Below are 20,082 nucleotides of genomic sequence, written 5' to 3'. Positions count from 1 at the left end.
ACCGAACAGCCACAGAGGCGTCAGCGCGGGTTGCGCTCCTTGCGAAGCTTCGCCCACCATTCCAGCCGCTTGCGGATATCGCGCTCGAAGCCGCGCTCCGGAGGATCGTAGAAGGTTTGGCGGCCCATTTTCTCTGGGAAATAATCCTGGCCGGAAAAGGCGTCCGGTTCATCGTGATCGTAGCGGTAGCCGTCGCCGTAACCTTCGCCCTTCATCAGCTTGGTCGGCGCATTGAGGATATGCTTCGGTGGAAGCAGCGAGCCGTTCTGCTTGGCGGCCTGGCTTGCCGCCTTGAAGGCGGTGTAGACGGCATTCGATTTCGGCGCGGTGGCGAGATAGACGCAGGCCTGCGCCAGCGCCAGTTCGCCTTCCGGAGAGCCGAGATACTCATAAGCATCCTTGGCGGCGTTGCAGATCACCAGCGCCTGCGGGTCGGCAAGGCCGATATCTTCCACCGCCATGCGCACCAGCCGCCGGCCGAGATAGAGCGGATCCTCGCCGGCATCGAACATGCGGGCGAGATAATATAGAGCGGCATCGGGATCCGAGCCGCGCACGGATTTGTGCAGCGCCGAGATCAGATTGTAATGGCCGTCCTGCGCCTTGTCGTAGACGGGCGCGCGGCGCTGGACGATCCGCGTCAGGCCTTCGGTGTCGAAGCTCTCGCCCTCGCGGGCGGCTCGCCACACCTCTTCGGCAAGGGTCAGCACCGCACGGCCGTCGCCGTCGGCCATGCGGATCAGGCTGAGACGCGCTTCCTCGGTCAACGGCAGCGGCTTCTGCTCGATCGCCTCGGCGCGCCTCAGCAATTCCTCCAGGCTCTCCTCGTCATGCGACTTGAAGGTCAGCACCCGGGCGCGCGACAGCAGAGCGGCGTTGAGCTCGAAGGACGGGTTTTCGGTGGTGGCGCCGACGAGGATAACGGTGCCATCCTCCATGACGGGCAGGAAACTGTCCTGCTGGGCGCGGTTGAAACGGTGGATCTCGTCGACGAAGAGCAGCGTCTGACGACCGTCCATGCGGCGCAGGCGGGCCGTTTCGAACACCTTCTTCAGATCGGCGACACCGGAAAAGATCGCTGAAATCTGCTCGAAAGCCAGCCCCGCCTCGCCCGACAGCAGCCGCGCCACCGTCGTCTTGCCGGTGCCGGGCGGGCCCCAGAAGATCATCGAGCCGAGCGAACCGCTTTCGATCATTCGTTTCAGCACGCCGTCTTCACCGGTCAGATGTTCCTGACCGGTGACATCGGCGAGCGTCTTCGGCCGCAGCCGGTCGGCAAGCGGCCGCTTGGCGGCAACCTCCTCCGGAACACGCGGCGCGAAGAGATCATTGCTCATCGGAAGAACTGCCGGATGCGCTGGCCGTCGCGCTCGATTTCCACCCGCCAGAGGCCGGGGTCGCTATCGGCGATTTGGGACAGCTCGCTGGTCGACTTCACATCGGTGCCGTTGATCGAGACGATGATATCCTTCGGCTCGAAACCGAGTCGGGCGGCAGGCGAATCCTCCTTCACCTCGGATACGACGACGCCTGCCGATTCCGGCGGCATGCGCAGCTCGTCGGCGACCCGCGGCGACAGGTTCTCGACGACAGCGCCGCTGAAGGGGGTACGCCCGCCGATGGTGCGCTGGTCGCGCGGCGAGGTTTCCGGGGCGCGATCGAGCGTCAGCGGCAGCTGCTCCTCGCGGCCGTTCTCGACGACCGTGAGCTTGACCGATTTTCCGAGACCGGCCGTCGTCAGCCGGTAAAGCAGCGCATCCGGATGCTCGACCGAAATACCGTCGACAGCGGTGATGATTTCACCGGCCTTCAGCCCGGCCTTGGCGGCCGGGCCGCCTTCCGAGACCTTGACGACCAGCGCGCCGCGAGCCTTATTCAGTCCAAGCGCTTCGGCGACTTCCGAGGTCACGGCATCGAAACTCGCGCCGACATAGGGCCGCTCGAAGGATTTGACGCCGGCATCGGCCGAGGCGAGGAAGACCTTGACCAGATTGGCGGGGATGGCAAAGCCGATACCGTTCGAGCCGCCTCCGCGCGAGAAGATCGCGGTGTTGATGCCGATCAACTCACCCTTCATGTTCATCAGAGCGCCGCCGGAATTGCCGGGATTGATCGAGGCGTCGGTCTGGATGAAGAAGCCGAACTCGTTCCTGACCACCTGGTTGCGGGCCAGTGCGGAGACGATACCGCTCGTCACCGTCTGGCCGACGCCGAAGGGATTGCCGATCGCCAGAACGAGATCACCGACCTCGACGGCATCGGAATTGCCGATCGGCAATGTCGGGAAACTTTCCTTGGTGTCGATCTTCAACACGGCAAGATCGACACGGTCATCACGCAGTACCACTTTGCAGGGGAATTCGCGGCCATCCGGCAGCGCAACCTTGATATCATCGGCGCCTTCGACCACGTGATTGTTGGTCACCACAGTGCCGTTCGCCTCGACGATGACACCGGAACCGAGCGAGGACTGCTTTTCCGAGCGATTCGGCATCTGCTGGCCGAAGAACTGCTCGAAGAAGGGGTCGCCGGCAAAGGGCGACTGCCGCCGGACGGTCTTTTCCGCATAGACATTGACGACGGCGCCCGACGTCTGTTTGACGAGCGGCGCGAAGGAGAGCTGCATCTGCATCTGGCTCTCGGGCACCGTCTTTGCGGTCTGCGCATTGGCCGCAGCCGGCAGAACGAGCATGAGAGCGAGTAGCGAGACGGAGGCGCGCTTGAACAGGCCTTGCATGGGTATCCCTTTTGAATCCTCTTGTGGATCGTTTTAGAGCATGATGCCGAAAAGTGTGAGCGGTTTTCGGACGACATCCTCCTCTAACTATTTAATGCGAACAGTATTCAGATTTCAGGCCGAACCGGCCCAAATTCATCCTGTCTGCCGCCCGACGCTAGAAAGGAAAGAGGGCGGAAGCATGGAAGAATGAGGCAGAGACGACCCCACGAGACTGCGCTTGAAGCCTTTGCGAATTCGATTCAGGAAATTTGGCCATGCAACTGATATCAAAAGCCAAAATCTGGGCGAAGTCACTGAAGCGTGACATCGTCGCCCTATGGCTTGCCGCGCGGGATCCGCGGGTGCCGTGGCATGCGAAAGCGGTGGCCGGCGCCGTTGCCGCCTATGCGCTGTCGCCCGTCGATCTCATCCCCGATTTCATTCCCGTGCTCGGTTATCTCGACGATCTCATCATCGTGCCTCTCGGCATTCTGCTGGCGACGCGGCTTATCCCGGCTGAGGTGATGAGCGCGCTTCGCGACGAGGCGGCAAGACGTATCGAGCGCCCCTCCGGCCGGGCCGGACTGATCTTCATCCTTGCCGTCTGGCTTGCCTGCATCATCTTCCTGGCTCTGGCATTGCGCAACCTGGTTTGACCGGCAGCAACAGGAACAGGAATGATGACGGCAAGAGCGATGATGATGGGTTTTGGTTTTGCGATTTCGATCTTCGCATCGGATATGGCACAGGCGGCGAGTTTCGACTGCGACGCGAAGGAATTGAAGCCGGACGAAAAGACGATCTGCGACAATCGCGCGCTCAACGACGCCGACGTGAAGATGGTGACGACCTTCGAGCTGCTCTCCGGCCTGCTGGCGATGGGCGCGCGCGGGACATTGCAGGACGAGCAGACCGCCTGGCTGAAGAAACGGCAGGAATGCGCGGCGGATGCCGTCTGTATCAAGGCTGCCTATGATGAGCGGCTGAAGCAGCTCGGCGAGAGCTATAAAAACATCAACCGGCCGCTTTGAAAGCGACCGGTCGAAAAGACTATCGATTGACGCGCGTTAGCGAGCGTTCAGATCCCGCACGGCGCCGCGATCGGCGCTCGTCGCGAAGGCGGCGTAAGCCTTCAGCGCCGTCGTGACGTTGCGCTTGCGCACTTCTGTGGGATGCCAGCCCTTGGCGTCCTGATCGGCGCGGCGGGCGGCAAGTTCGGCCTCGTCGACGCGCAGGCTGATCGTGCGGTTCGGGATGTCGATGTCGATCATGTCGCCTTCGCGCACCAGGCCGATCGTACCGCCATTTGCCGCTTCCGGCGAGGCGTGGCCGATCGAGAGGCCGGAGGTACCGCCGGAGAAGCGGCCGTCAGTGATCAGCGCGCAGGCCTTGCCGAGGCCCTTCGATTTCAGATAGCTCGTCGGATAGAGCATTTCCTGCATGCCGGGGCCGCCCTTCGGGCCTTCGTAGCGAATGACGACGACGTCGCCGGCCTTCACCTCATTGGCGAGGATCGCCTTGACGGAGGCATCCTGGCTTTCGAAGACACGGGCCGGGCCGGAAAATTTCAGGATCGATTCATCGACGCCGGCCGTCTTGACGATGCACCCGTCGGCCGCGAGATTGCCCTTGAGCACGGCAAGGCCGCCATCCCTAGAGAAAGGATGTTCGACCGAGCGGATGACGCCGTTCTGGCGGTCGGTGTCGAGTTCGTCCCAACGGGCCTCCTGGCTGAAGGCGACCTGGGTCGGAATGCCGCCGGGTGCGGCACGATAGAAGTTGCGGACGGTTTCGCTGGTGGTGCGGGTAATATCCCAGCGGTCGATTGCATCGCCCAGCGTTTCGGCATGCACTGTCGGGCAATTGCGGTTCAAGAGACCTCCCTTATCGAGCTCTCCGAGGATCGACATGATGCCGCCGGCGCGGTGCACGTCTTCCATATGAACATCGCTCTTGGCGGGTGCGACCTTCGACAGGCAGGGCACCCGGCGCGAGAGTGCGTCGATATCGGCCATGGTGAAATCGATTTCGCCTTCATGAGCGGCGGCGAGGATGTGCAGGACCGTATTGGTCGAGCCGCCCATGGCGATATCGAGCGCCATGGCATTCTCGAAGGCCTGCTTGGAGGCGATGGTGCGCGGCAGCGCCTTGATATCGTCCTGCTCGTAGTAACGGCGGGCAAGATCGACGATCAGATGGCCGGCCTCGACGAAGAGGCGCTTGCGGTCGGCGTGGGTTGCAAGCGTCGAGCCATTGCCGGGCAGCGACAGGCCGAGCGCCTCGGTCAGGCAGTTCATCGAATTCGCGGTGAACATGCCGGAACAGGAGCCGCAGGTCGGACAGGCCGAGCGCTCGATGGTCTGAACGTCCTCGTCGCTGATTTTTTCATCGGCTGCTGCGACCATGGCATCGACGAGGTCGAGCGCATGCGTCTTGCCGTGCAGCACGACCTTGCCCGCTTCCATCGGGCCGCCTGAGACGAAGACTGTGGGTATGTTGAGGCGCAGCGACGCCATCAGCATGCCGGGGGTGATCTTGTCGCAATTGGAGATGCAGACCATAGCGTCGGCGCAATGGGCATTGACCATGTATTCGACACTGTCGGCGATGAGTTCGCGCGAGGGCAGCGAATAGAGCATGCCGTCATGGCCCATGGCGATGCCGTCGTCGACGGCGATCGTGTTGAACTCCTTGGCAACGCCGCCGGCCGCCTCGATTTCGCGGGCAACGAGCTGGCCGAGATCCTTCAGGTGCACGTGGCCGGGCACGAACTGGGTGAAAGAATTCACCACCGCGATAATTGGCTTGCCGAAATCCGAATCCTTCATGCCCGTGGCGCGCCAAAGGCCGCGCGCGCCTGCCATGTTGCGGCCGTGGGTCGTGGTTCTGGAACGGTAGGCTGGCATCGGTATCTTCCTCGACGTGTCGGAGATCATCAGGCGAAGCGGGGCGGCATTGAGCCTGCGGCCGGGCAACGCTGCTGTTTGGAATTGTCCTAATCCAATCGGCGGGGGCTGTCACTACCGGCAAGGCCAAATCCGGTACGCTGCCTGGAGAAGCGCCTCGAGCGCCATTGGGCATATACGGTTCGGCGCGGCGCTCGGTTACAGCCTATTTCATCACAGCCGAACACAAAAAATTGGCTTCCCGTCAGCAATATTCAAGGCTTAGACACTAATCCGAATATGCGGGCGGTTCGTTTAAGAACTATATTGAGGAAATCCGCCTTGGAGGTTTTCGACATGCCTAGCTATCGCCCACCTAAGATCGCGTCGTCGGAGATCACGCCGCACCAGCTCTATCTGCGCCGCCGAGAATTCCTCGGTGCTGCAGCACTCGGCGCCATGGCGCTCTACGGCGCCGGCACAGCGAGTGCGGCGGCCCTTTCCGCCGTCGAGAGCAAATACAAGGTCGACGAGAAGCCGACGCCGATCAAGGACGTCACGACCTACAACAATTTCTATGAGTTCGGCCTCGACAAGGGCGATCCTGCGGCGAATTCCGGCGATTTCAAACCGCTGCCCTGGACGATCAAGGTCGACGGCATGGTCAACAAACCTGGCACCTTCGACCTCGAGGCGCTGATCAAGGAATTCCCGATCGAGGAGCGCACCTACCGCATGCGCTGCGTCGAGGCCTGGTCGATGGTCATTCCCTGGGATGGCTTTCCGCTGGCATCGCTGCTCGACAAGGTGGAGCCGCTCGCCAGCGCCAAATATGTCGCCTTCGAAACCGTGGTGCGGCCGGAGGAAATGCCGGGGCAGAAGGGCTTCTTCCAGTCGCTCGACTGGCCCTATGTCGAAGGTCTGCGGCTCGACGAGGCGCGCCATCCGCTGACGCTGCTTGCCGTCGGGCTTTATGGCGAAACACTGCCGAACCAGAACGGCGCGCCGATCCGCCTCGTCGTGCCGTGGAAATACGGCTTCAAGGGCATCAAGTCGATCGTCAGGATCACGCTCACCGACCAGCAGCCGAAGAACACCTGGCAGGTGACCAATCCGCAGGAATACGGCTTCTACGCCAACGTCAATCCTTCGGTCGACCATCCGCGCTGGAGCCAGGCGAGCGAACGGCGCATCGGCGAAAGCGGCTTCTTCGGCGCGAGCCGTCACCCCACCCTGCCCTTCAACGGTTATGCCGACGAGGTGGCGGGCCTCTATGCAGGCATGGATCTGAAGGCGAATTTCTGATGGCGGAATTGTCGCTCGCCATCCCGAAGCGCTGGCAGCCCGCTTCCGTCTGGCTGCATTATGTCGTGGGGCTGGTGCCTGCGGCCTGGACATTCTATCTCGGCGCGACCGATCAGCTCGGCGCCGATCCGGTCAAGACCTTCGAGCTGTTTCTCGGCATCTGGACGATCCGCTTCCTGATCGCAACACTTGCCGTCTCCCCGGCCCGCGAACTCCTCGGCTGGAACTATCTGCGTTACCGCCGCGCGCTGGGCTTGCTGACCTTCTATTACGCGCTGATGCATTTCACCGTCTACATGGTGCTCGACCAAGCGATGGATATCCACGCCGTCGTCAACGACGTGCTGAAGCGGCCTTTCATCATGTTCGGCATGGCCGGACTTGCGATGCTCATACCGCTGGCGGTGACATCCAACAACTTCTCGATCCGCCGCCTCGGCAAGAGCTGGATCTGGCTGCACCGCCTCGTCACGATCATCGCCGCCTGCGGAGCGCTGCATTTCGCGCTCTCGACCAAGATCCTCGATTTCGAGCAATATATCTATGTCGGGCTGATCATCGCCCTCATCCTCTACCGCTCCTGGCGGCCGATCGCCCGCAACCGGAAAAAGGGCCAGGGACGGACGCGCAATCGCGCCATGGCGTCGGCTTCATGAGACCGTAGAGCTATCGGCGGGAATCAACTGCCGCCCGATGGACGGGATCGCAGGCGCAGGCCACGGCGATACCGATCGCATAGGCCAGAATGTTCCAGAGCGAAAAGACGTGGCCGAGCAGCAGTGCGCCTGCGGTCGTCAGGCGAAATGCGTCGAGCCAAGGCGTATGATAGAGACGGAACAACTCCACTGCGATCGCCAGGAACAGCGCCATGACGGCAATGATTGCCGGTCGTGACCGTGCGACCAAGAGCGCCATGAGCAGATAGACCATCGCCCCCAGAGCGCCGACCGCCATATTTGACGACGATGAAGGGCAGCTCGATCGCGTAGCCGAAGCGCCTGAGCGCCAGTCCGAGGAAGATGACGAGAAGTAGAGTGGCGAGACGACGGAACTGCACGCGGGAGCGGGTTTGAATGATTTCCTGCAATTCAGCTGTCCCTCACAATCCCGGCCATTCCAACAGCTTTTATGCAGATACCGCATTGTCAGGCTTAGCCGTCGTCACAGAGCGAAGGTCCGGCCCGCTGCTCTGAACAAACAAAAACAGCCGGGCTTTGCGAGCCCGGCTGTTTTGTTTCCGACGGAGCGGAAGATTAAGCGGCGACGGCCTGCTCTTCGGCAGCGACGCGGGCCTTGTCGGCTGCGCCCTTGGCGAAGGTGTCGCGGTCAACGAATTCGACAACTGCCATGGCGGCATTGTCGCCCTGGCGGAAGCCGGCCTTCATGATACGCAGATAGCCGCCATTGCGGGTGGCGTAACGCGTTGCGATCGTGTCGAACAGCTTCGAGACGACAGCGGCATCGCGGATCTGCGAGATCGCCTGACGGCGAGCATGCAGGTCGCCGCGCTTGCCGAGCGTGACGAGCTTCTCGACGATCGGACGGATTTCCTTGGCCTTCGGCAGAGTCGTGACGATCTGCTCGTGGGTAATCAGCGAAGCCGCCATGTTGGCGAACATCGCCTTGCGGTGGCTTGCAGTTCTATTCAGCTTGCGGCCGGCTTTACCATGGCGCATTGCTATTCTCCTTTAATGCAGGTGCCCTTACGTTACGTGGGCCTGCCGTTTCCTGGCACATGCAGGCGATCGGCCTGCTGTTTGACGGGGAAAGGCAGCCGAAAGAGCCTGCCTTTTGTTTTCTCAATATTGGTCTTCGTAACGCTTGGCGAGATCTTCGATGTTCTCGGGCGGCCATGCCGGCACTTCCATGCCGAGGTGCAGGCCCATGGAAGCGAGAACTTCCTTGATTTCGTTCAGCGACTTGCGACCAAAATTCGGTGTGCGGAGCATTTCTGCTTCGGTCTTCTGAATGAGGTCGCCGATGTAGACGATGTTGTCGTTCTTCAGGCAGTTTGCCGAACGGACCGACAGTTCGAGTTCGTCCACCTTCTTCAGGAGAGCCGGGTTGAAAGCGAGTTCGGTGACTGCTTCCTCTTCGGTTTCCTTCTGCGGCTCGTCGAAGTTGACGAAGACGCCAAGCTGATCCTGGAGAATGCGCGCCGCAAAAGCGACGGCGTCTTCGCCGGTGATCGAGCCATCGGTTTCGATGGTCATGTTCAGCTTGTCGTAGTCGAGAACCTGTCCTTCGCGGGTATTTTCTACCTTGTAGGACACCTTCTTGACCGGCGAATAGAGGCTGTCGACCGGGATGAGACCGATCGGAGCATCTTCCGCACGATTGCGCTCAGCCGGAACGTAGCCCTTGCCGTTGTTGACGGTGAACTCCATGCGGATTTCGGCGCCCTCGTCGAGCGTGCAGATGACATGCTCGGGGTTGAGGATTTCGATATCGCCGACCGTCTGGATGTCGCCAGCCGTGACAACGCCCGGGCCCTGCTTGCGCACGACCATGCGCTTTGCGTCGTCGCCATCCATCTTGATGGCGATTTCCTTGATGTTGAGCACGATGTCCGTCACGTCTTCGCGGACGCCCGGAATCGAGGAGAATTCATGCAGCACGCCATCGATCTGCACCGCCGTAACGGCAGCGCCGCGCAGCGAGGAGAGCAGAACGCGGCGAAGCGCATTGCCGAGGGTGAGGCCGAAGCCGCGCTCCAGCGGTTCGGCAACAAGCGTCGCCCTGGTGCGCGAGCTCGAGGAGAACTCCACCTTGTTCGGCTTGATCAGTTCCTGCCAGTTCTTCTGAATCATGAGTTTGCCTTCCGTTCGTTGCCACCATCCAATCGTGGCAACCGAGCTTGAAAACCACCGGGAGCGCCAAGGCGCTCACCAGTGACGAGAGCGATGATCAGACGCGGCGCTTCTTGCGCGGACGGCAGCCATTGTGCGGGATCGGGGTCACGTCGCGGATGGACGTGATCATGAAACCTGCAGCCTGGAGCGCGCGCAGAGCCGATTCACGACCCGAACCCGGACCGCAGACTTCGACTTCCAGCGACTTCATGCCGTGCTCCTGAGCCTTCTTGGCGCAGTCTTCAGCAGCAATCTGGGCAGCGAACGGGGTCGACTTGCGCGAGCCCTTGAAGCCTTTGGCGCCAGCCGACGACCAAGCGATCGCGTTGCCCTGGGCATCGGTGATGGTGATCATCGTGTTGTTGAAGGTCGAGTTGACGTGAGCGACACCCGACGAGATGTTCTTGCGTTCACGACGGCGAACGCGGACGGCTTCCTTAGCCATGGTATTCCTTTCGTTGATCTCTTCACCGCCGTAATGCCAGCGGCTACACCGGAACGGCGCCTATATGGTCCCGCTCCAAACTCAAAAGAGGCCGGCGCAGACCGCCAGCCTCCCCACCCCGGTTTCCCGGAAATTACTTCTTCTTGCCAGCGATTGCCTTTGCCGGGCCCTTGCGGGTGCGGGCATTGGTATGCGTGCGCTGACCGCGGACCGGAAGGCCGCGGCGATGACGCAGGCCGCGGTAGCAGCCCAGGTCCATCAGGCGCTTGATGTTCATCGCGGTATCGCGACGAAGATCACCTTCGACCTGATAGTCGCGGTCGATGGCTTCGCGGATCTGAAGGACTTCGGCGTCCGTCAGCTGATGCACACGACGTTCAGCCGGGATACCGACCTTCTCGACGATTTCCTGTGCGAATTTCGGACCGATCCCGTGAATGTAGGTCAACGCGATAACAACGCGCTTCGCAGTCGGGATGTTGACGCCAGCGATACGTGCCACGCCTGTTCTCCTTGCATTCCAGTTGCCATCCGGCAAGTGGGCTTCGTTATGCGGCCTTTGGAACCGCTCGTTCAGATTTACGTCCGTAACATGTCAAAACGACCGCACCCGGACTTCCCTGGGAAATCCGCGCCGATCGCATGGAATGTCGCGAGTTGGCGCGGTGTTTAGCGGAATCACTGCTGAAAAGCAACCGTTCCGCCAAGTTTATTTTCAAAGCCTTAAAGCTTAGAAAGAATGTTTTCGACCTCGGCCGTCACCTGATCGATTTCCGCGATGCCGTCCACGGACCTGAGTTTGCCCTTGGCATGGTAATAGCCGATCAGCGGCGAGGTTTCCTTGTAATAGACCTGCAGCCGAGCCGTCATGGTCTCCGGGTTGTCGTCGGGACGGCGCTTGAAGTGCGTGGAACCGCACTTGTCGCACACGCCTTCGGCGGCCGGAACCTTATCGGTATCGTGATAGACGCTGCCGCACTGGGCGCAGGAGTAGCGGCCGGCGACACGGCGGACCAGTTCGTCATCGTCGACACGGAATTCGATGACGACGGACAGACCCAGACCCTTTGCCCTCAGCATCGCTTCGGTGGCATCCGCCTGGACGAGCGTCCTCGGGAAACCGTCGAGAATGAAGCCGTTGGCGCAATCGGGTTGATCGATTCGCTCGGAGACGATGGCGATAACGATCTCATCCGAGACAAGTTTGCCGGCATCCATCACCGCCTTGGCGCGCTTGCCGACATCCGTGCCGGCATTGACCGCTGCGCGCAGCATGTCCCCCGTGGAAAGCTGCGGAATGCCGTGCTTTTCCACGATCCGCTGGGCCTGGGTTCCCTTACCCGCGCCCGGCGGCCCTAAAAGGATAAGTCTCATCGCCCCCTCTTTCCTCCACGCAACTTCGATTTCTTGATCAGGCCTTCGTATTGCTGCGCGATCAGGTGACCCTGGATCTGTGCAACCGTATCAAGAGTTACGCTAACCACGATCAAAAGCGAAGTCCCACCAAGGGATAATGGAATGCCGGTTTGCGACACCAAGATCTCCGGAAGGATGCAGACGAAGACGAGATAGATTGCGCCGATCACCGTGATTCGGGTCAGCACGTAGTCGATATATTCGGCGGTGCGCTCGCCCGGGCGGATGCCGGGAATGAAGCCGCCATGCTTCTTCAGATTGTCGGCCGTGTCCTTCGGATTGAAGACGATGGCCGTATAGAAGAAGGCGAAGAAGGCGATCAGCGCCGCATAGAGCACCATGTAGAGCGGCTGGCCATGGCCGAGGGCCGCGACGATCGATGTTGCCCAGGAGGGCATCGCCGTGGTGTTGGCAAAGCCTGCAAGCGTTGCCGGCAGCAGCAGCAGCGACGAGGCGAAGATCGCCGGGATGACGCCCGAGGTGTTGAGCTTCAGCGGCAGATGAGACGTATCGCCCTGGAACATCCGGTTGCCGACCTGGCGCTTCGGATACTGGATCAACAGCCGGCGCTGCGCGCGCTCGACGAAGACGATGACCCCGATGACGCCGATCGCGACGATGATCACCAACAGAATGAGGAAGGTCGACAGCGCACCCGTGCGGCCGAGCTCGAGCGTGCCGGCAAGAGCTGTCGGAAGACCGGCGGCGATGCCGGCGAAGATGATCAGCGAGATGCCGTTGCCGATACCGCGCGAGGTGATCTGCTCGCCGAGCCACATCAGGAACATCGTGCCGCCGAGCAGCGTCAGAACGGTGGAAACACGGAAGAACAAGCCCGGATCGACGACGAGGCCCTGGCCGCTCTCGAGACCGGCGGCAATGCCGTAGGCCTGGAGCGCACCGAGGATGACCGTGCCATAGCGGGTATACTGGTTGATGATCTTACGGCCCTGCTCGCCCTCTTTCTTGAGGTTTTCGAGCGCCGGCACGACCGATGTCATCAGCTGCACTATGATCGAAGCGGAGATATAGGGCATGATGCCGAGCGCGAAGATCGCCATGCGCTGAACGGCGCCGCCCGAAAACATGTTGAAAAGGCCGAGAATGCCACCTGCCTGGCCGCGGAAAGCCTGGGCATAGGCTTCGGGGTTGAGGCCTGGAAGCGGAATATGGGTACCGAGCCTGTAAACGAGGAGAGCTGCCAGTGTGAACCACAGGCGCTTCTTCAAATCCTCGGCTTTGGCAAAGGTCGAAAAATTGAGGTTGGATGCCAATTGTTCCGCTGCAGAAGCCATGCGTTTCTCCGCGCTACCAATTCCGGCGTCTCTGGGGGATAGGCCGGCCCCGGAATCAGTATGAAAATTATTCAAAACCGGGTTCAGTACGGATTGCAGCGCAACCCCATGCCTCACCCTTGTTTCAGTCTTACCGGCATGACGCGGGCGCGCCAGCCAACATTTTGTGAGGCCCACATATGGGAGCAAAATCGCCCGGTGTGAAGCACCCCGGGCGATATATCATCAGATTATTATTCGGCTGCAGCCGGAGCCGAAAGCAGCGTCACGGTGCCGCCGGCCTTTTCGATCTTCTCGACGGCAGGCTTGGAGGCGCCGGCAACGACGATGGTGATCTTGGCCTTCAGCTCGCCGTCAGCGAGAACGCGAACGCCGTCTTTGGTGCGGCGGATGACGCCGGCGGCCTTGAGGGCAGCTGCGTCAACGGTCGCCTTGGCATCGAGCTTGCCGGCGTCGATCGCCGCCTGGATGCGAGCCAGCGACACAACAACAAAATCGGAAGCGAAAATGTTGTTGAAGCCGCGCTTCGGCAGGCGACGATAGATCGGCATCTGGCCGCCTTCGAAGCCGTTGATGGCGACGCCCGAACGGGACTTCTGACCCTTCACACCGCGACCACCGGTCTTGCCGGAGCCCGAGCCGATACCGCGGCCGAGGCGCTTGCGGCTGTGGGTCGAACCTTCGTTATCTTTAATTTCATTGAGTTTCATGAGCGTTTCCTCCGTCTCACTTCTCGTCGACGACGCGAACGAGATGCTGGACAGCACGGATCATGCCACGAACCGAAGGAGTATCCTCCAGCGTGCGGCGACGGTGCATCTTGTTCAGTCCGAGACCGATCAGCGTGCGCTGCTGAACATCCGGACGGCGAATCGGGCTGCCGATCTGTTCGATCGTGACAGTCTTCGCTTCAGCCTTCTTGGTAGCCTTGGCCATCTGTCAAACTCCTCTTATTCTTCAGAGGCGTTGCCGGAGGCGCTACGACGAGCCTGCAGCGTTGCATACTTGATGCCGCGCTGAGCTGCGATGTCCTTCGGGTGAACCTGGTGCTTCAGAGCGTCGAAGGTGGCGCGAACCATGTTGTAGGGGTTCGACGAACCAGTCGACTTGGCGACGACGTCGTGCATGCCGAGCGTTTCGAAAACGGCGCGCATCGGACCGCCGGCGATGATGCCGGTACCGACCTTGGCCGAGCGCAGCAGAACCTTGCCGGCGCCGTGGCGGCCGTGAACGTCGTGATGCAGCGTACGGCCGTCACGCAGCGGTACGAAGATCAGTTCGCGCTTGGCGGCTTCGGTTGCCTTGCGGATGGCTTCCGGCACTTCGCGTGCCTTGCCATGGCCGAAGCCGACGCGGCCCTTCTGGTCGCCGACGACGACGAGTGCTGCGAAACCGAAACGACGGCCGCCCTTGACGACCTTGGCGACGCGGTTGATCGCGACAAGCTTGTCGACGAATTCGCTATCGCGCTCTTCACGGCTCTGGCGGTCTTCCCGCTGCGGCCTTCTTTCCTGTGCCATTGTCCTCTTCCTTTTTCTTTTCCGGGTGCAATCGGCAAATACATGTGGACCGCATCAGCCTCCCCTTCCGGAGAGTGCCTGCGGTCCGGCGAAAATCCGGCCGGCGCCAAAGCGTCCGGCCGGAAACTGATCAGAAGGTGAGACCGCCTTCGCGGGCTGCATCGGCGAGAGCCTTGATGCGGCCGTGATAGATGAAGGCGCCACGGTCGAATACGACCTCGGTGACACCCGCCTTCGAAGCGCGCTCTGCAACGAGCTTGCCGACGAGGGCAGCTGCTGCTGTGTCAGCACCGGTCTTCAGAGAACCGCGCAGATCCTTGTCGAGGGTCGATGCAGCGGCAAGTGTCTTGCCGGCAACATCGTCGATAACCTGAGCGTAGATGTTCTTCGAGGAGCGATGAACCGACAGGCGCGGACGGCCGTTGGCCACCGACTTGAGATGACGGCGCACGCGGTTGGCACGACGTGCAAGTGCTTCTTTCCTGCTAGCCATTTCGCGTGATCCTTACTTCTTCTTGCCTTCTTTGCGGACGATCCGCTCGTCAGCGTACTTGACGCCCTTGCCCTTGTAGGGCTCGGGACCGCGATATTCGCGGATTTCGGCGGCGACCTGACCGACCTGCTGCTTATTGATGCCGGAGACAACAATTTCAGTCGGCTTCGGAACGGCGATCGTGATGCCGACCGGCGGCTCATAGATCACGTCGTGGCTGAAGCCGAGGGCCAGCTGCAGGTTCTTGCCCTGCAGGGAGGCGCGGTAACCGACGCCGTTGATTTCGAGCTTGCGCTCGAAGCCGTCCTTGACGCCCTTGAAGATGCCTTCGATCATCGTGCGGGACATGCCCCACTTCGAACGTGCATCCTTGGTCTGGTTCACGGGCGTCACGACGACCGCGTTGTTTTCGAGCTTGAGGCTGATTTCGTCGTTAGCAACGAAAAACAGCTCGCCCTTCGGGCCCTTTGCAGTGACCTTCTGGCCATCGACCGTAGCCGTGATCCCAGCAGGCACCTGAACGGGCTTTTTACCGATACGAGACATGTTTCAATCCTGTCTGTTCGCTATGGAGATCTCTGCCCGATCTTAGAAGACCGAGCAAAGAACCTCGCCGCCAACGTTCTGTTCGCGAGCCTGGTGATCGGCCATCACACCCTTCGGAGTCGAAAGGATGGTGATGCCGAGGCCGTTCGCGACCTGCGGAATGGACTTGACCGAGACATAAACCCGGCGGCCCGGCTTGGACACACGGCCGATCTCACGGATCACCGATGCGCCTTCATAATATTTCAGCTCGATGCTGAGTTCCGACTTGCCATTGCCGAAATCGACAACGGAATAGCCACGGATGTAGCCTTCGGACTGCAGGACATCGAGAACACGTGCACGGAGCTTGGACGCAGGCGTCGAAACCGACGACTTGCGGCGGGAAGCGCCGTTACGGATACGGGTGAGCATATCGCCCAACGGATCAGTCATTGTCATGTAACCTGCTCCTTACCAGCTCGACTTGACGATGCCCGGCACCTTGCCGAGATTGCCCAGTTCACGCAGCGCAATACGCGACATGCGCAGTTTGCGGTAATATGCGCGCGGACGCCCCGAAACTTCGCAACGGTTGCGAATACGGGTCTTCGATCCATCACGCGGCAGGGATGCCAGCTTGATCGAGGCCTTGAACCGCTCTTCGATCGGAAGAGCCTGGTTCATGATGATCGCCTTCAACGCAGCCCGCTTAGCGGCCTGGTTGGCGACGGTAGTACGGCGGCGCTTGTTCTTTTCAACTGCGCTTGTCTTCGCCATGTCAGGTTCCTTTTCTACGCTCGTCGTTACGGTTATTGACGGAACGGGAAGCTGAACTCTTTCAGAAGAGCCCGTGCTTCGTCGTCGGTCGTCGCCGTCGTGCAAACGATGATGTCCATGCCCCACATCTGATCAACCTTGTCGTAGTTGATCTCAGGGAACACAATGTGCTCCTTGATGCCCATGGCGAAGTTGCCACGGCCGTCAAAGCTTTTCGGGTTCAGGCCGCGGAAGTCGCGAACGCGCGGAAGCGCGATGTTGACCAGGCGATCCAGGAACTCGTACATGCGGGCGCCGCGCAGGGTGACCTTCGCGCCGATCGGCATCTGTTCGCGGACCTTGAAGCCTGCGATGGAGTTGCGGGCGCGGGTGATGACCGGCTTCTGGCCGGCGATCGCCGCGAGGTCGGCGGCAGCTACCGTCGGCTTCTTCGAGTCAGCGGTCGCTTCGCCGACACCCATGTTGATCACGATCTTGTCGAGCTTCGGGATCATCATCTCGTTGGCGTAGGAGAACTGCTCCTGCATCGCCTTGCGGATGCGCTCGACATATTCCTTCTTGAGCCGCGGCTCGTATTTTGCCTCAGCCATCGATCACTTCTCCAGAACGCTTGGCCACACGGACCTTTTTGCCGTCAACAACCTTGAAACCGACGCGGGTCGGCTTGCCGTCCTTGTCGACGATTGCAACGTTCGACAGGTGAACGGAGGCTTCCTTGTTGATGATGCCGGCTTCCTGGGTCTGCGTCTGGCGCTGGTGGCGCTTGACGACGTTGACGCCACGAACAACGGCACGATCTTCCTTCGGCATGACCTGGACAACTTCGCCGGTACGGCCCTTGTCCTTGCCAGCGAGCATGACGACCTTGTCGCCCTTACGAATCTTCTGCATCGCTTTGCTCCTTACAGTACTTCGGGAGCCAGCGAGATGATCTTCATGTGGTTCTTGGCGCGAAGTTCGCGCGGAACCGGTCCGAAGATACGGGTGCCGATCGGCTCTTTCTTGTTGTCGATGAGGACTGCTGCGTTGGTGTCGAAACGGATGACGGAGCCATCCGGACGACGGATGTCCTTGGCGGTGCGAACGACAACCGCCTTCATCACGTCACCCTTCTTCACGCGGCCGCGCGGGATCGCTTCCTTGATCGAAACGACGATGACGTCGCCGATCGAGGCATACTTGCGCTTCGAGCCGCCCAGCACCTTGATGCACATGACACGACGTGCGCCGGAATTATCCGCGACGTCGAGGTTTGTTTGCATCTGAATCATATCAGGTCGCCTTCTTGGTTTACCGGAATGGTTGGGCTAGCCCCCTACTCCGGCTTATGAAAATTTTCGCCGGCCGAACTGCCGTAACGGCAGCACAGACGCGGCAATGCTGAATAGCGCGGGATCGATCGTGCCAGGGTGGTTTCCCGAAGGACCTTCCGTGCGCTCAAAGCAAAAGAACGCCCGGCATTCGAGCGTTCTGACGCTGCTTCATACAGATATTTCGGCGAGACGCAAGGCCTCGCACAAAATTCTGTTTACTGGCCCTGGGCGGAAATTACCGTCCAGCGCTTGTCCTTGGAGATCGGCGCGCATTCCTCGATGGATACGGTATCGCCAATCTTGTACTGGTTGTTTTCGTCGTGGGCCTTGTACTTCTTGGAACGACGAACGGTCTTCTGGAGCAGCGGGTGAGCGAAACGACGCTCGACGCGAACCACTACCGTCTTCTCGTTCTTGTCGCCAACGACGACGCCCTGCAGGATGCGCTTCGGCATATTTTTCTTCCTTTAGGCCTTAACTTCTGCCGCCTTCTGGCGGGCAATGGTTTTCACGCGGGCGATGTCCTTGCGGACTTCATTGATGCGCGAGGACTTTTCGAGCTGGCCGGTCGCCTTCTGGAAGCGCAGGTTGAACTGCTCCTTCTTCAGCTTGGCAAGCTCGTCCTTGAGTTGGTCGGCGGTGAAGCCGCGAACATCTGAGGCTTTCATGAGCTCAATCCCTTACTCTGCAATGCGCTGAACGAAGCGCGTCTTGACCGAGAGCTTGGCAGAGCCGAGACGAAGCGCCTCACGGGCGATTTCTTCGCTGACACCATCGATCTCGAACATCATACGGCCGGGCTTGACCTTGCATGCCCAGTATTCAACGGAGCCCTTACCCTTACCCATGCGGACTTCGGTCGGCTTTGCGGTTACCGGAACGTCCGGGAACACGCGGATCCACACACGGCCGGCGCGCTTCATGTAACGCGTGATCGCGCGGCGGGCCGCTTCGATCTCGCGCGCGTTGACGCGGTTGGGTTCCTGAGCCTTCAGGCCGAATTCGCCGAATGCCAGGTCAGAACCGCCCTTGGCGACGCCCTTGATGCGGCCCTTGAACTGCTTGCGGTACTTGGTACGCTTTGGCTGCAACATTTTCTTATTCTCCGAACTTCTCTGCCACGCGCGCTATCAAGCGTTGTCGCGGCGACGGTCTCTGTCGCGGTCACGATCACGGCTTGCCGGACCCTGGGCGTCACCTTCCATCGCACGGCGCTCGGAAGCCATCGGATCGTGCTCAAGGATTTCGCCCTTGAAGATCCAGACCTTGATGCCGCAGATGCCGAACGCGGTTTCTGCTTCAGCCGTGCCGTAGTCGATGTCGGCGCGCAGCGTGTGCAGCGGCACACGACCTTCGCGGTACCATTCCGTACGGGCGATTTCAGCGCCGCCGAGACGGCCGGCGCAGGTGATCTTGATGCCTTCGGCGCCAAGACGCATCGCGGACTGAACGGCGCGCTTCATGGCGCGGCGGAAAGCCACGCGGCGCTCGAGCTGCTGGGCGATCGACTGAGCGACCAGCGTTGCGTCGACTTCGGGCTTGCGCACTTCGACGATGTTGAGGTGCGTTTCTGAGTTGGTCATATCCGACAGCTTCTTGCGGAGCTTGTCGATGTCGGCGCCCTTGCGGCCGATGATCAGGCCCGGACGTGCCGAGTGGATCGTGACGCGGCACTTCTTGTGCGGACGCTCGATGACCACCTTGGAGATCCCGGCCTGCTTCAGTTCGCTCATGACGAACTTGCGCATCTTCAGGTCTTCGTGCAGCAGCTGGCCGTACTCGGCATTGTCCGCGAACCAGCGGCTATCCCAGGTACGGTTGATGCCAAGACGGAAACCGATTGGATTGATTTTCTGACCCATTATGCGGCCTCCTCAACTGCCTGCACTTCACGAACGACGATCGTCAGGTGCGCGAAAGGCTTTTCGATGCGCGACGCGCGACCGCGACCACGAGCGTGGAAACGCTTCATGACGATCGACTTGCCGACATAGGCCTCGGCGACGACGAGAGCGTCGACGTCGAGATCGTGGTTGTTCTCAGCGTTGGCGATCGCAGATTCGAGCGTCTTCTTGACGGCACCTGCGATACGCTTGCGGGAGAACTCCAGCTCAGCGAGTGCGCGCTCGACCTTCTTGCCACGGATGGCCGCAGCAACCAGATTGAGCTTCTGGGGGCTGACGCGGAGCGTGCGGGCGACTGCTTGCGCCTCGTTGTCCTTCAGCCGGCGTTCGGCTTTTGCCTTGCCCATTGTTACTTCCTCTTCGCCTTCTTGTCCGCGCCGTGACCGTAGTAGGTGCGGGTCGGAGAGAATTCACCGAATTTGTGGCCGACCATGTCTTCATTGACGCTGACCGGGATATGCTTGCTGCCGTTGTAGACGCCGAAGGTAAGACCGACGAACTGCGGCAGGATCGTGGAGCGACGGCTCCAGATCTTGATTACTTCTGCACGTCCGCCTTCACGAACCTTCTCAGCCTTCTTGAGAAGATAGCCGTCAACGAACGGACCTTTCCATACTGAACGAGCCATTG

The 20,082-nt window shown here is 60.6% G+C and carries 29 protein-coding genes and 1 pseudogene; 4 read left to right on the top strand and 26 right to left on the bottom strand.

The features are described from left to right. Window positions 1-20: 20 nt before the first annotated feature. Complete coding sequence (locus K6N12_RS12285) at window positions 21-1,337, bottom strand: replication-associated recombination protein A (RefSeq protein WP_097629952.1); 1,317 nt, start codon at window positions 1,335-1,337, stop codon at window positions 21-23. Further along, complete coding sequence (locus K6N12_RS12280) at window positions 1,334-2,737, bottom strand: DegQ family serine endoprotease (RefSeq protein ID WP_097629953.1); 1,404 nt, start codon at window positions 2,735-2,737, stop codon at window positions 1,334-1,336. The genes K6N12_RS12285 and K6N12_RS12280 overlap by 4 nt, the downstream gene beginning before the upstream one ends. A 257-nt stretch (window positions 2,738-2,994) precedes the next feature. Between K6N12_RS12280 and K6N12_RS12275 the strand changes: the two genes are divergently transcribed. Continuing rightward, window positions 2,995-3,375 carry a YkvA family protein gene (locus K6N12_RS12275; RefSeq protein ID WP_097629954.1) on the top strand — a complete coding sequence of 127 codons (381 nt, stop codon included), beginning with the start codon at window positions 2,995-2,997 and terminating at the stop codon, window positions 3,373-3,375. 21 nt (window positions 3,376-3,396) lie between these two features. After that, window positions 3,397-3,750, top strand: coding sequence for a lysozyme inhibitor LprI family protein (locus tag K6N12_RS12270; RefSeq protein WP_097629955.1), 354 nt, complete (start codon window positions 3,397-3,399; stop codon window positions 3,748-3,750). Between the two features lie 36 nt (window positions 3,751-3,786). Here the strand turns inward: K6N12_RS12270 and ilvD are convergent, their stop codons facing one another. Continuing rightward, window positions 3,787-5,625 carry a dihydroxy-acid dehydratase gene (ilvD, locus tag K6N12_RS12265; protein ID WP_097629956.1) on the bottom strand — a complete coding sequence of 613 codons (1,839 nt, stop codon included), beginning with the start codon at window positions 5,623-5,625 and terminating at the stop codon, window positions 3,787-3,789. A gap of 336 nt (window positions 5,626-5,961) precedes the next feature. Here ilvD and msrP point away from each other — a divergent pair, with 336 nt between their 5' ends. Continuing rightward, the gene (msrP, locus tag K6N12_RS12260) at window positions 5,962-6,909 is read left to right on the top strand and encodes a protein-methionine-sulfoxide reductase catalytic subunit MsrP (protein ID WP_222148812.1); all 948 of its coding nucleotides are present in this window, start codon (window positions 5,962-5,964) and stop codon (window positions 6,907-6,909) included. Then, window positions 6,909-7,565: a protein-methionine-sulfoxide reductase heme-binding subunit MsrQ gene (msrQ, locus tag K6N12_RS12255; protein WP_097629957.1), complete on the top strand. Its 657-nt coding sequence runs from the start codon at window positions 6,909-6,911 to the stop codon at window positions 7,563-7,565. The genes msrP and msrQ overlap by 1 nt, the downstream gene beginning before the upstream one ends. A 10-nt stretch (window positions 7,566-7,575) precedes the next feature. Here msrQ and K6N12_RS12250 read toward each other — a convergent pair. The 23 genes and pseudogenes from K6N12_RS12250 to rpsS form a co-directional block, all read right to left on the bottom strand. Continuing rightward, a pseudogene (locus tag K6N12_RS12250) lies at window positions 7,576-7,996 on the bottom strand (ribosomal maturation YjgA family protein). A 166-nt stretch (window positions 7,997-8,162) separates the two neighbouring features. Then, complete coding sequence (gene rplQ, locus K6N12_RS12245; protein WP_003573769.1) at window positions 8,163-8,585, bottom strand: 50S ribosomal protein L17; 423 nt, start codon at window positions 8,583-8,585, stop codon at window positions 8,163-8,165. Window positions 8,586-8,708: 123 nt separating this feature from the next. Beyond that, a complete protein-coding gene (locus K6N12_RS12240; protein WP_003547579.1) occupies window positions 8,709-9,719 on the bottom strand; it encodes a DNA-directed RNA polymerase subunit alpha in 1,011 nt (336 codons plus the stop codon). A 97-nt stretch (window positions 9,720-9,816) separates the two neighbouring features. Continuing rightward, complete coding sequence (rpsK, locus tag K6N12_RS12235; protein WP_003547577.1) at window positions 9,817-10,206, bottom strand: 30S ribosomal protein S11; 390 nt, start codon at window positions 10,204-10,206, stop codon at window positions 9,817-9,819. 133 nt (window positions 10,207-10,339) lie between these two features. Continuing rightward, window positions 10,340-10,708, bottom strand: coding sequence for a 30S ribosomal protein S13 (gene rpsM / locus K6N12_RS12230; protein ID WP_003573772.1), 369 nt, complete (start codon window positions 10,706-10,708; stop codon window positions 10,340-10,342). A 221-nt stretch (window positions 10,709-10,929) separates the two neighbouring features. Continuing rightward, window positions 10,930-11,580, bottom strand: coding sequence for an adenylate kinase (locus K6N12_RS12225; protein ID WP_222148811.1), 651 nt, complete (start codon window positions 11,578-11,580; stop codon window positions 10,930-10,932). Further along, a complete protein-coding gene (gene secY / locus K6N12_RS12220; RefSeq protein ID WP_012557367.1) occupies window positions 11,577-12,917 on the bottom strand; it encodes a preprotein translocase subunit SecY in 1,341 nt (446 codons plus the stop codon). The genes K6N12_RS12225 and secY overlap by 4 nt, the downstream gene beginning before the upstream one ends. A 233-nt stretch (window positions 12,918-13,150) precedes the next feature. Continuing rightward, entirely contained in the window at window positions 13,151-13,627 is a 477-nt protein-coding gene (gene rplO, locus K6N12_RS12215; protein WP_012557366.1) for a 50S ribosomal protein L15, read from the bottom strand. Between the two features lie 16 nt (window positions 13,628-13,643). Next, complete coding sequence (gene rpmD, locus K6N12_RS12210; protein ID WP_003547566.1) at window positions 13,644-13,853, bottom strand: 50S ribosomal protein L30; 210 nt, start codon at window positions 13,851-13,853, stop codon at window positions 13,644-13,646. Between the two features lie 14 nt (window positions 13,854-13,867). After that, on the bottom strand, window positions 13,868-14,437 hold the full coding sequence (gene rpsE / locus K6N12_RS12205) for a 30S ribosomal protein S5 (RefSeq protein ID WP_003573784.1): 570 nt from the start codon (window positions 14,435-14,437) through the stop codon (window positions 13,868-13,870). Between the two features lie 130 nt (window positions 14,438-14,567). Further along, the gene (gene rplR / locus K6N12_RS12200) at window positions 14,568-14,930 is read right to left on the bottom strand and encodes a 50S ribosomal protein L18 (RefSeq protein WP_003573785.1); all 363 of its coding nucleotides are present in this window, start codon (window positions 14,928-14,930) and stop codon (window positions 14,568-14,570) included. 12 nt (window positions 14,931-14,942) lie between these two features. Then, complete coding sequence (gene rplF / locus K6N12_RS12195) at window positions 14,943-15,476, bottom strand: 50S ribosomal protein L6 (RefSeq protein WP_003578670.1); 534 nt, start codon at window positions 15,474-15,476, stop codon at window positions 14,943-14,945. A gap of 42 nt (window positions 15,477-15,518) precedes the next feature. Then, window positions 15,519-15,917 (bottom strand): 30S ribosomal protein S8, encoded by a 399-nt coding sequence (rpsH, locus tag K6N12_RS12190; RefSeq protein WP_003547562.1) that lies wholly within the window; start codon window positions 15,915-15,917, stop codon window positions 15,519-15,521. Window positions 15,918-15,929: 12 nt separating this feature from the next. Then, on the bottom strand, window positions 15,930-16,235 hold the full coding sequence (rpsN, locus tag K6N12_RS12185; protein WP_003573787.1) for a 30S ribosomal protein S14: 306 nt from the start codon (window positions 16,233-16,235) through the stop codon (window positions 15,930-15,932). Window positions 16,236-16,267: 32 nt separating this feature from the next. Then, a complete protein-coding gene (gene rplE / locus K6N12_RS12180) occupies window positions 16,268-16,825 on the bottom strand; it encodes a 50S ribosomal protein L5 (protein ID WP_003573788.1) in 558 nt (185 codons plus the stop codon). After that, on the bottom strand, window positions 16,818-17,126 hold the full coding sequence (rplX, locus tag K6N12_RS12175) for a 50S ribosomal protein L24 (protein ID WP_003587195.1): 309 nt from the start codon (window positions 17,124-17,126) through the stop codon (window positions 16,818-16,820). Before rplX ends, rplE begins: the two co-directional genes overlap by 8 nt. A gap of 11 nt (window positions 17,127-17,137) precedes the next feature. Further along, window positions 17,138-17,506: a 50S ribosomal protein L14 gene (gene rplN, locus K6N12_RS12170; RefSeq protein WP_003573790.1), complete on the bottom strand. Its 369-nt coding sequence runs from the start codon at window positions 17,504-17,506 to the stop codon at window positions 17,138-17,140. Between the two features lie 257 nt (window positions 17,507-17,763). Then, window positions 17,764-18,003 (bottom strand): 30S ribosomal protein S17, encoded by a 240-nt coding sequence (gene rpsQ / locus K6N12_RS12165; RefSeq protein ID WP_003573791.1) that lies wholly within the window; start codon window positions 18,001-18,003, stop codon window positions 17,764-17,766. Between the two features lie 12 nt (window positions 18,004-18,015). Further along, on the bottom strand, window positions 18,016-18,216 hold the full coding sequence (rpmC, locus tag K6N12_RS12160) for a 50S ribosomal protein L29 (protein ID WP_003547556.1): 201 nt from the start codon (window positions 18,214-18,216) through the stop codon (window positions 18,016-18,018). Between the two features lie 12 nt (window positions 18,217-18,228). Then, window positions 18,229-18,642 (bottom strand): 50S ribosomal protein L16, encoded by a 414-nt coding sequence (rplP, locus tag K6N12_RS12155; protein ID WP_003573792.1) that lies wholly within the window; start codon window positions 18,640-18,642, stop codon window positions 18,229-18,231. Window positions 18,643-18,678: 36 nt separating this feature from the next. After that, window positions 18,679-19,410: a 30S ribosomal protein S3 gene (gene rpsC, locus K6N12_RS12150; protein ID WP_003587196.1), complete on the bottom strand. Its 732-nt coding sequence runs from the start codon at window positions 19,408-19,410 to the stop codon at window positions 18,679-18,681. Next, on the bottom strand, window positions 19,410-19,799 hold the full coding sequence (rplV, locus tag K6N12_RS12145) for a 50S ribosomal protein L22 (RefSeq protein ID WP_003573794.1): 390 nt from the start codon (window positions 19,797-19,799) through the stop codon (window positions 19,410-19,412). Before rplV ends, rpsC begins: the two co-directional genes overlap by 1 nt. 2 nt (window positions 19,800-19,801) lie before the next feature. After that, the gene (gene rpsS, locus K6N12_RS12140) at window positions 19,802-20,080 is read right to left on the bottom strand and encodes a 30S ribosomal protein S19 (RefSeq protein ID WP_003573797.1); all 279 of its coding nucleotides are present in this window, start codon (window positions 20,078-20,080) and stop codon (window positions 19,802-19,804) included. Between the last annotated feature and the right edge of the window lie 2 nt (window positions 20,081-20,082).

The sequence above is a fragment of the Rhizobium redzepovicii genome (genome assembly GCF_019793435.1).
In the GTDB taxonomy this organism is placed as follows: Bacteria; Pseudomonadota; Alphaproteobacteria; order Rhizobiales; family Rhizobiaceae; genus Rhizobium; species Rhizobium redzepovicii.
Note: the sequence above shows the minus strand (reverse complement) of the source record. Positions and strands in the feature narration are given on the sequence as shown.

Excerpts from the sequence above, each read along its gene's own strand:
- K6N12_RS12285 (WP_097629952.1), bottom strand. The coding sequence starts at position 1,337 with ATGAGCAATGATCTCTTCGCGCCGCGTGTTCCGGAGGAGGTTGCCGCC.
- K6N12_RS12280 (WP_097629953.1), bottom strand. The coding sequence starts at position 2,737 with ATGCAAGGCCTGTTCAAGCGCGCCTCCGTCTCGCTACTCGCTCTCATG.
- K6N12_RS12275 (WP_097629954.1), top strand. The coding sequence starts at position 2,995 with ATGCAACTGATATCAAAAGCCAAAATCTGGGCGAAGTCACTGAAGCGT.
- K6N12_RS12270 (WP_097629955.1), top strand. The coding sequence starts at position 3,397 with ATGATGACGGCAAGAGCGATGATGATGGGTTTTGGTTTTGCGATTTCG.
- ilvD (WP_097629956.1), bottom strand. The coding sequence starts at position 5,625 with ATGCCAGCCTACCGTTCCAGAACCACGACCCACGGCCGCAACATGGCA.
- msrP (WP_222148812.1), top strand. The coding sequence starts at position 5,962 with ATGCCTAGCTATCGCCCACCTAAGATCGCGTCGTCGGAGATCACGCCG.
- msrQ (WP_097629957.1), top strand. The coding sequence starts at position 6,909 with ATGGCGGAATTGTCGCTCGCCATCCCGAAGCGCTGGCAGCCCGCTTCC.
- rplQ (WP_003573769.1), bottom strand. The coding sequence starts at position 8,585 with ATGCGCCATGGTAAAGCCGGCCGCAAGCTGAATAGAACTGCAAGCCAC.
- K6N12_RS12240 (WP_003547579.1), bottom strand. The coding sequence starts at position 9,719 with ATGATTCAGAAGAACTGGCAGGAACTGATCAAGCCGAACAAGGTGGAG.
- rpsK (WP_003547577.1), bottom strand. The coding sequence starts at position 10,206 with ATGGCTAAGGAAGCCGTCCGCGTTCGCCGTCGTGAACGCAAGAACATC.
- K6N12_RS12225 (WP_222148811.1), bottom strand. The coding sequence starts at position 11,580 with ATGAGACTTATCCTTTTAGGGCCGCCGGGCGCGGGTAAGGGAACCCAG.
- secY (WP_012557367.1), bottom strand. The coding sequence starts at position 12,917 with ATGGCTTCTGCAGCGGAACAATTGGCATCCAACCTCAATTTTTCGACC.
- rplO (WP_012557366.1), bottom strand. The coding sequence starts at position 13,627 with ATGAAACTCAATGAAATTAAAGATAACGAAGGTTCGACCCACAGCCGC.
- rpmD (WP_003547566.1), bottom strand. The coding sequence starts at position 13,853 with ATGGCCAAGGCTACCAAGAAGGCTGAAGCGAAGACTGTCACGATCGAA.
- rpsE (WP_003573784.1), bottom strand. The coding sequence starts at position 14,437 with ATGGCACAGGAAAGAAGGCCGCAGCGGGAAGACCGCCAGAGCCGTGAA.
- rplR (WP_003573785.1), bottom strand. The coding sequence starts at position 14,930 with ATGGCTAGCAGGAAAGAAGCACTTGCACGTCGTGCCAACCGCGTGCGC.
- rplF (WP_003578670.1), bottom strand. The coding sequence starts at position 15,476 with ATGTCTCGTATCGGTAAAAAGCCCGTTCAGGTGCCTGCTGGGATCACG.
- rpsH (WP_003547562.1), bottom strand. The coding sequence starts at position 15,917 with ATGACAATGACTGATCCGTTGGGCGATATGCTCACCCGTATCCGTAAC.
- rpsN (WP_003573787.1), bottom strand. The coding sequence starts at position 16,235 with ATGGCGAAGACAAGCGCAGTTGAAAAGAACAAGCGCCGCCGTACTACC.
- rplE (WP_003573788.1), bottom strand. The coding sequence starts at position 16,825 with ATGGCTGAGGCAAAATACGAGCCGCGGCTCAAGAAGGAATATGTCGAG.
- rplX (WP_003587195.1), bottom strand. The coding sequence starts at position 17,126 with ATGCAGAAGATTCGTAAGGGCGACAAGGTCGTCATGCTCGCTGGCAAG.
- rplN (WP_003573790.1), bottom strand. The coding sequence starts at position 17,506 with ATGATTCAGATGCAAACAAACCTCGACGTCGCGGATAATTCCGGCGCA.
- rpsQ (WP_003573791.1), bottom strand. The coding sequence starts at position 18,003 with ATGCCGAAGCGCATCCTGCAGGGCGTCGTCGTTGGCGACAAGAACGAG.
- rpmC (WP_003547556.1), bottom strand. The coding sequence starts at position 18,216 with ATGAAAGCCTCAGATGTTCGCGGCTTCACCGCCGACCAACTCAAGGAC.
- rplP (WP_003573792.1), bottom strand. The coding sequence starts at position 18,642 with ATGTTGCAGCCAAAGCGTACCAAGTACCGCAAGCAGTTCAAGGGCCGC.
- rpsC (WP_003587196.1), bottom strand. The coding sequence starts at position 19,410 with ATGGGTCAGAAAATCAATCCAATCGGTTTCCGTCTTGGCATCAACCGT.
- rplV (WP_003573794.1), bottom strand. The coding sequence starts at position 19,799 with ATGGGCAAGGCAAAAGCCGAACGCCGGCTGAAGGACAACGAGGCGCAA.
- rpsS (WP_003573797.1), bottom strand. The coding sequence starts at position 20,080 with ATGGCTCGTTCAGTATGGAAAGGTCCGTTCGTTGACGGCTATCTTCTC.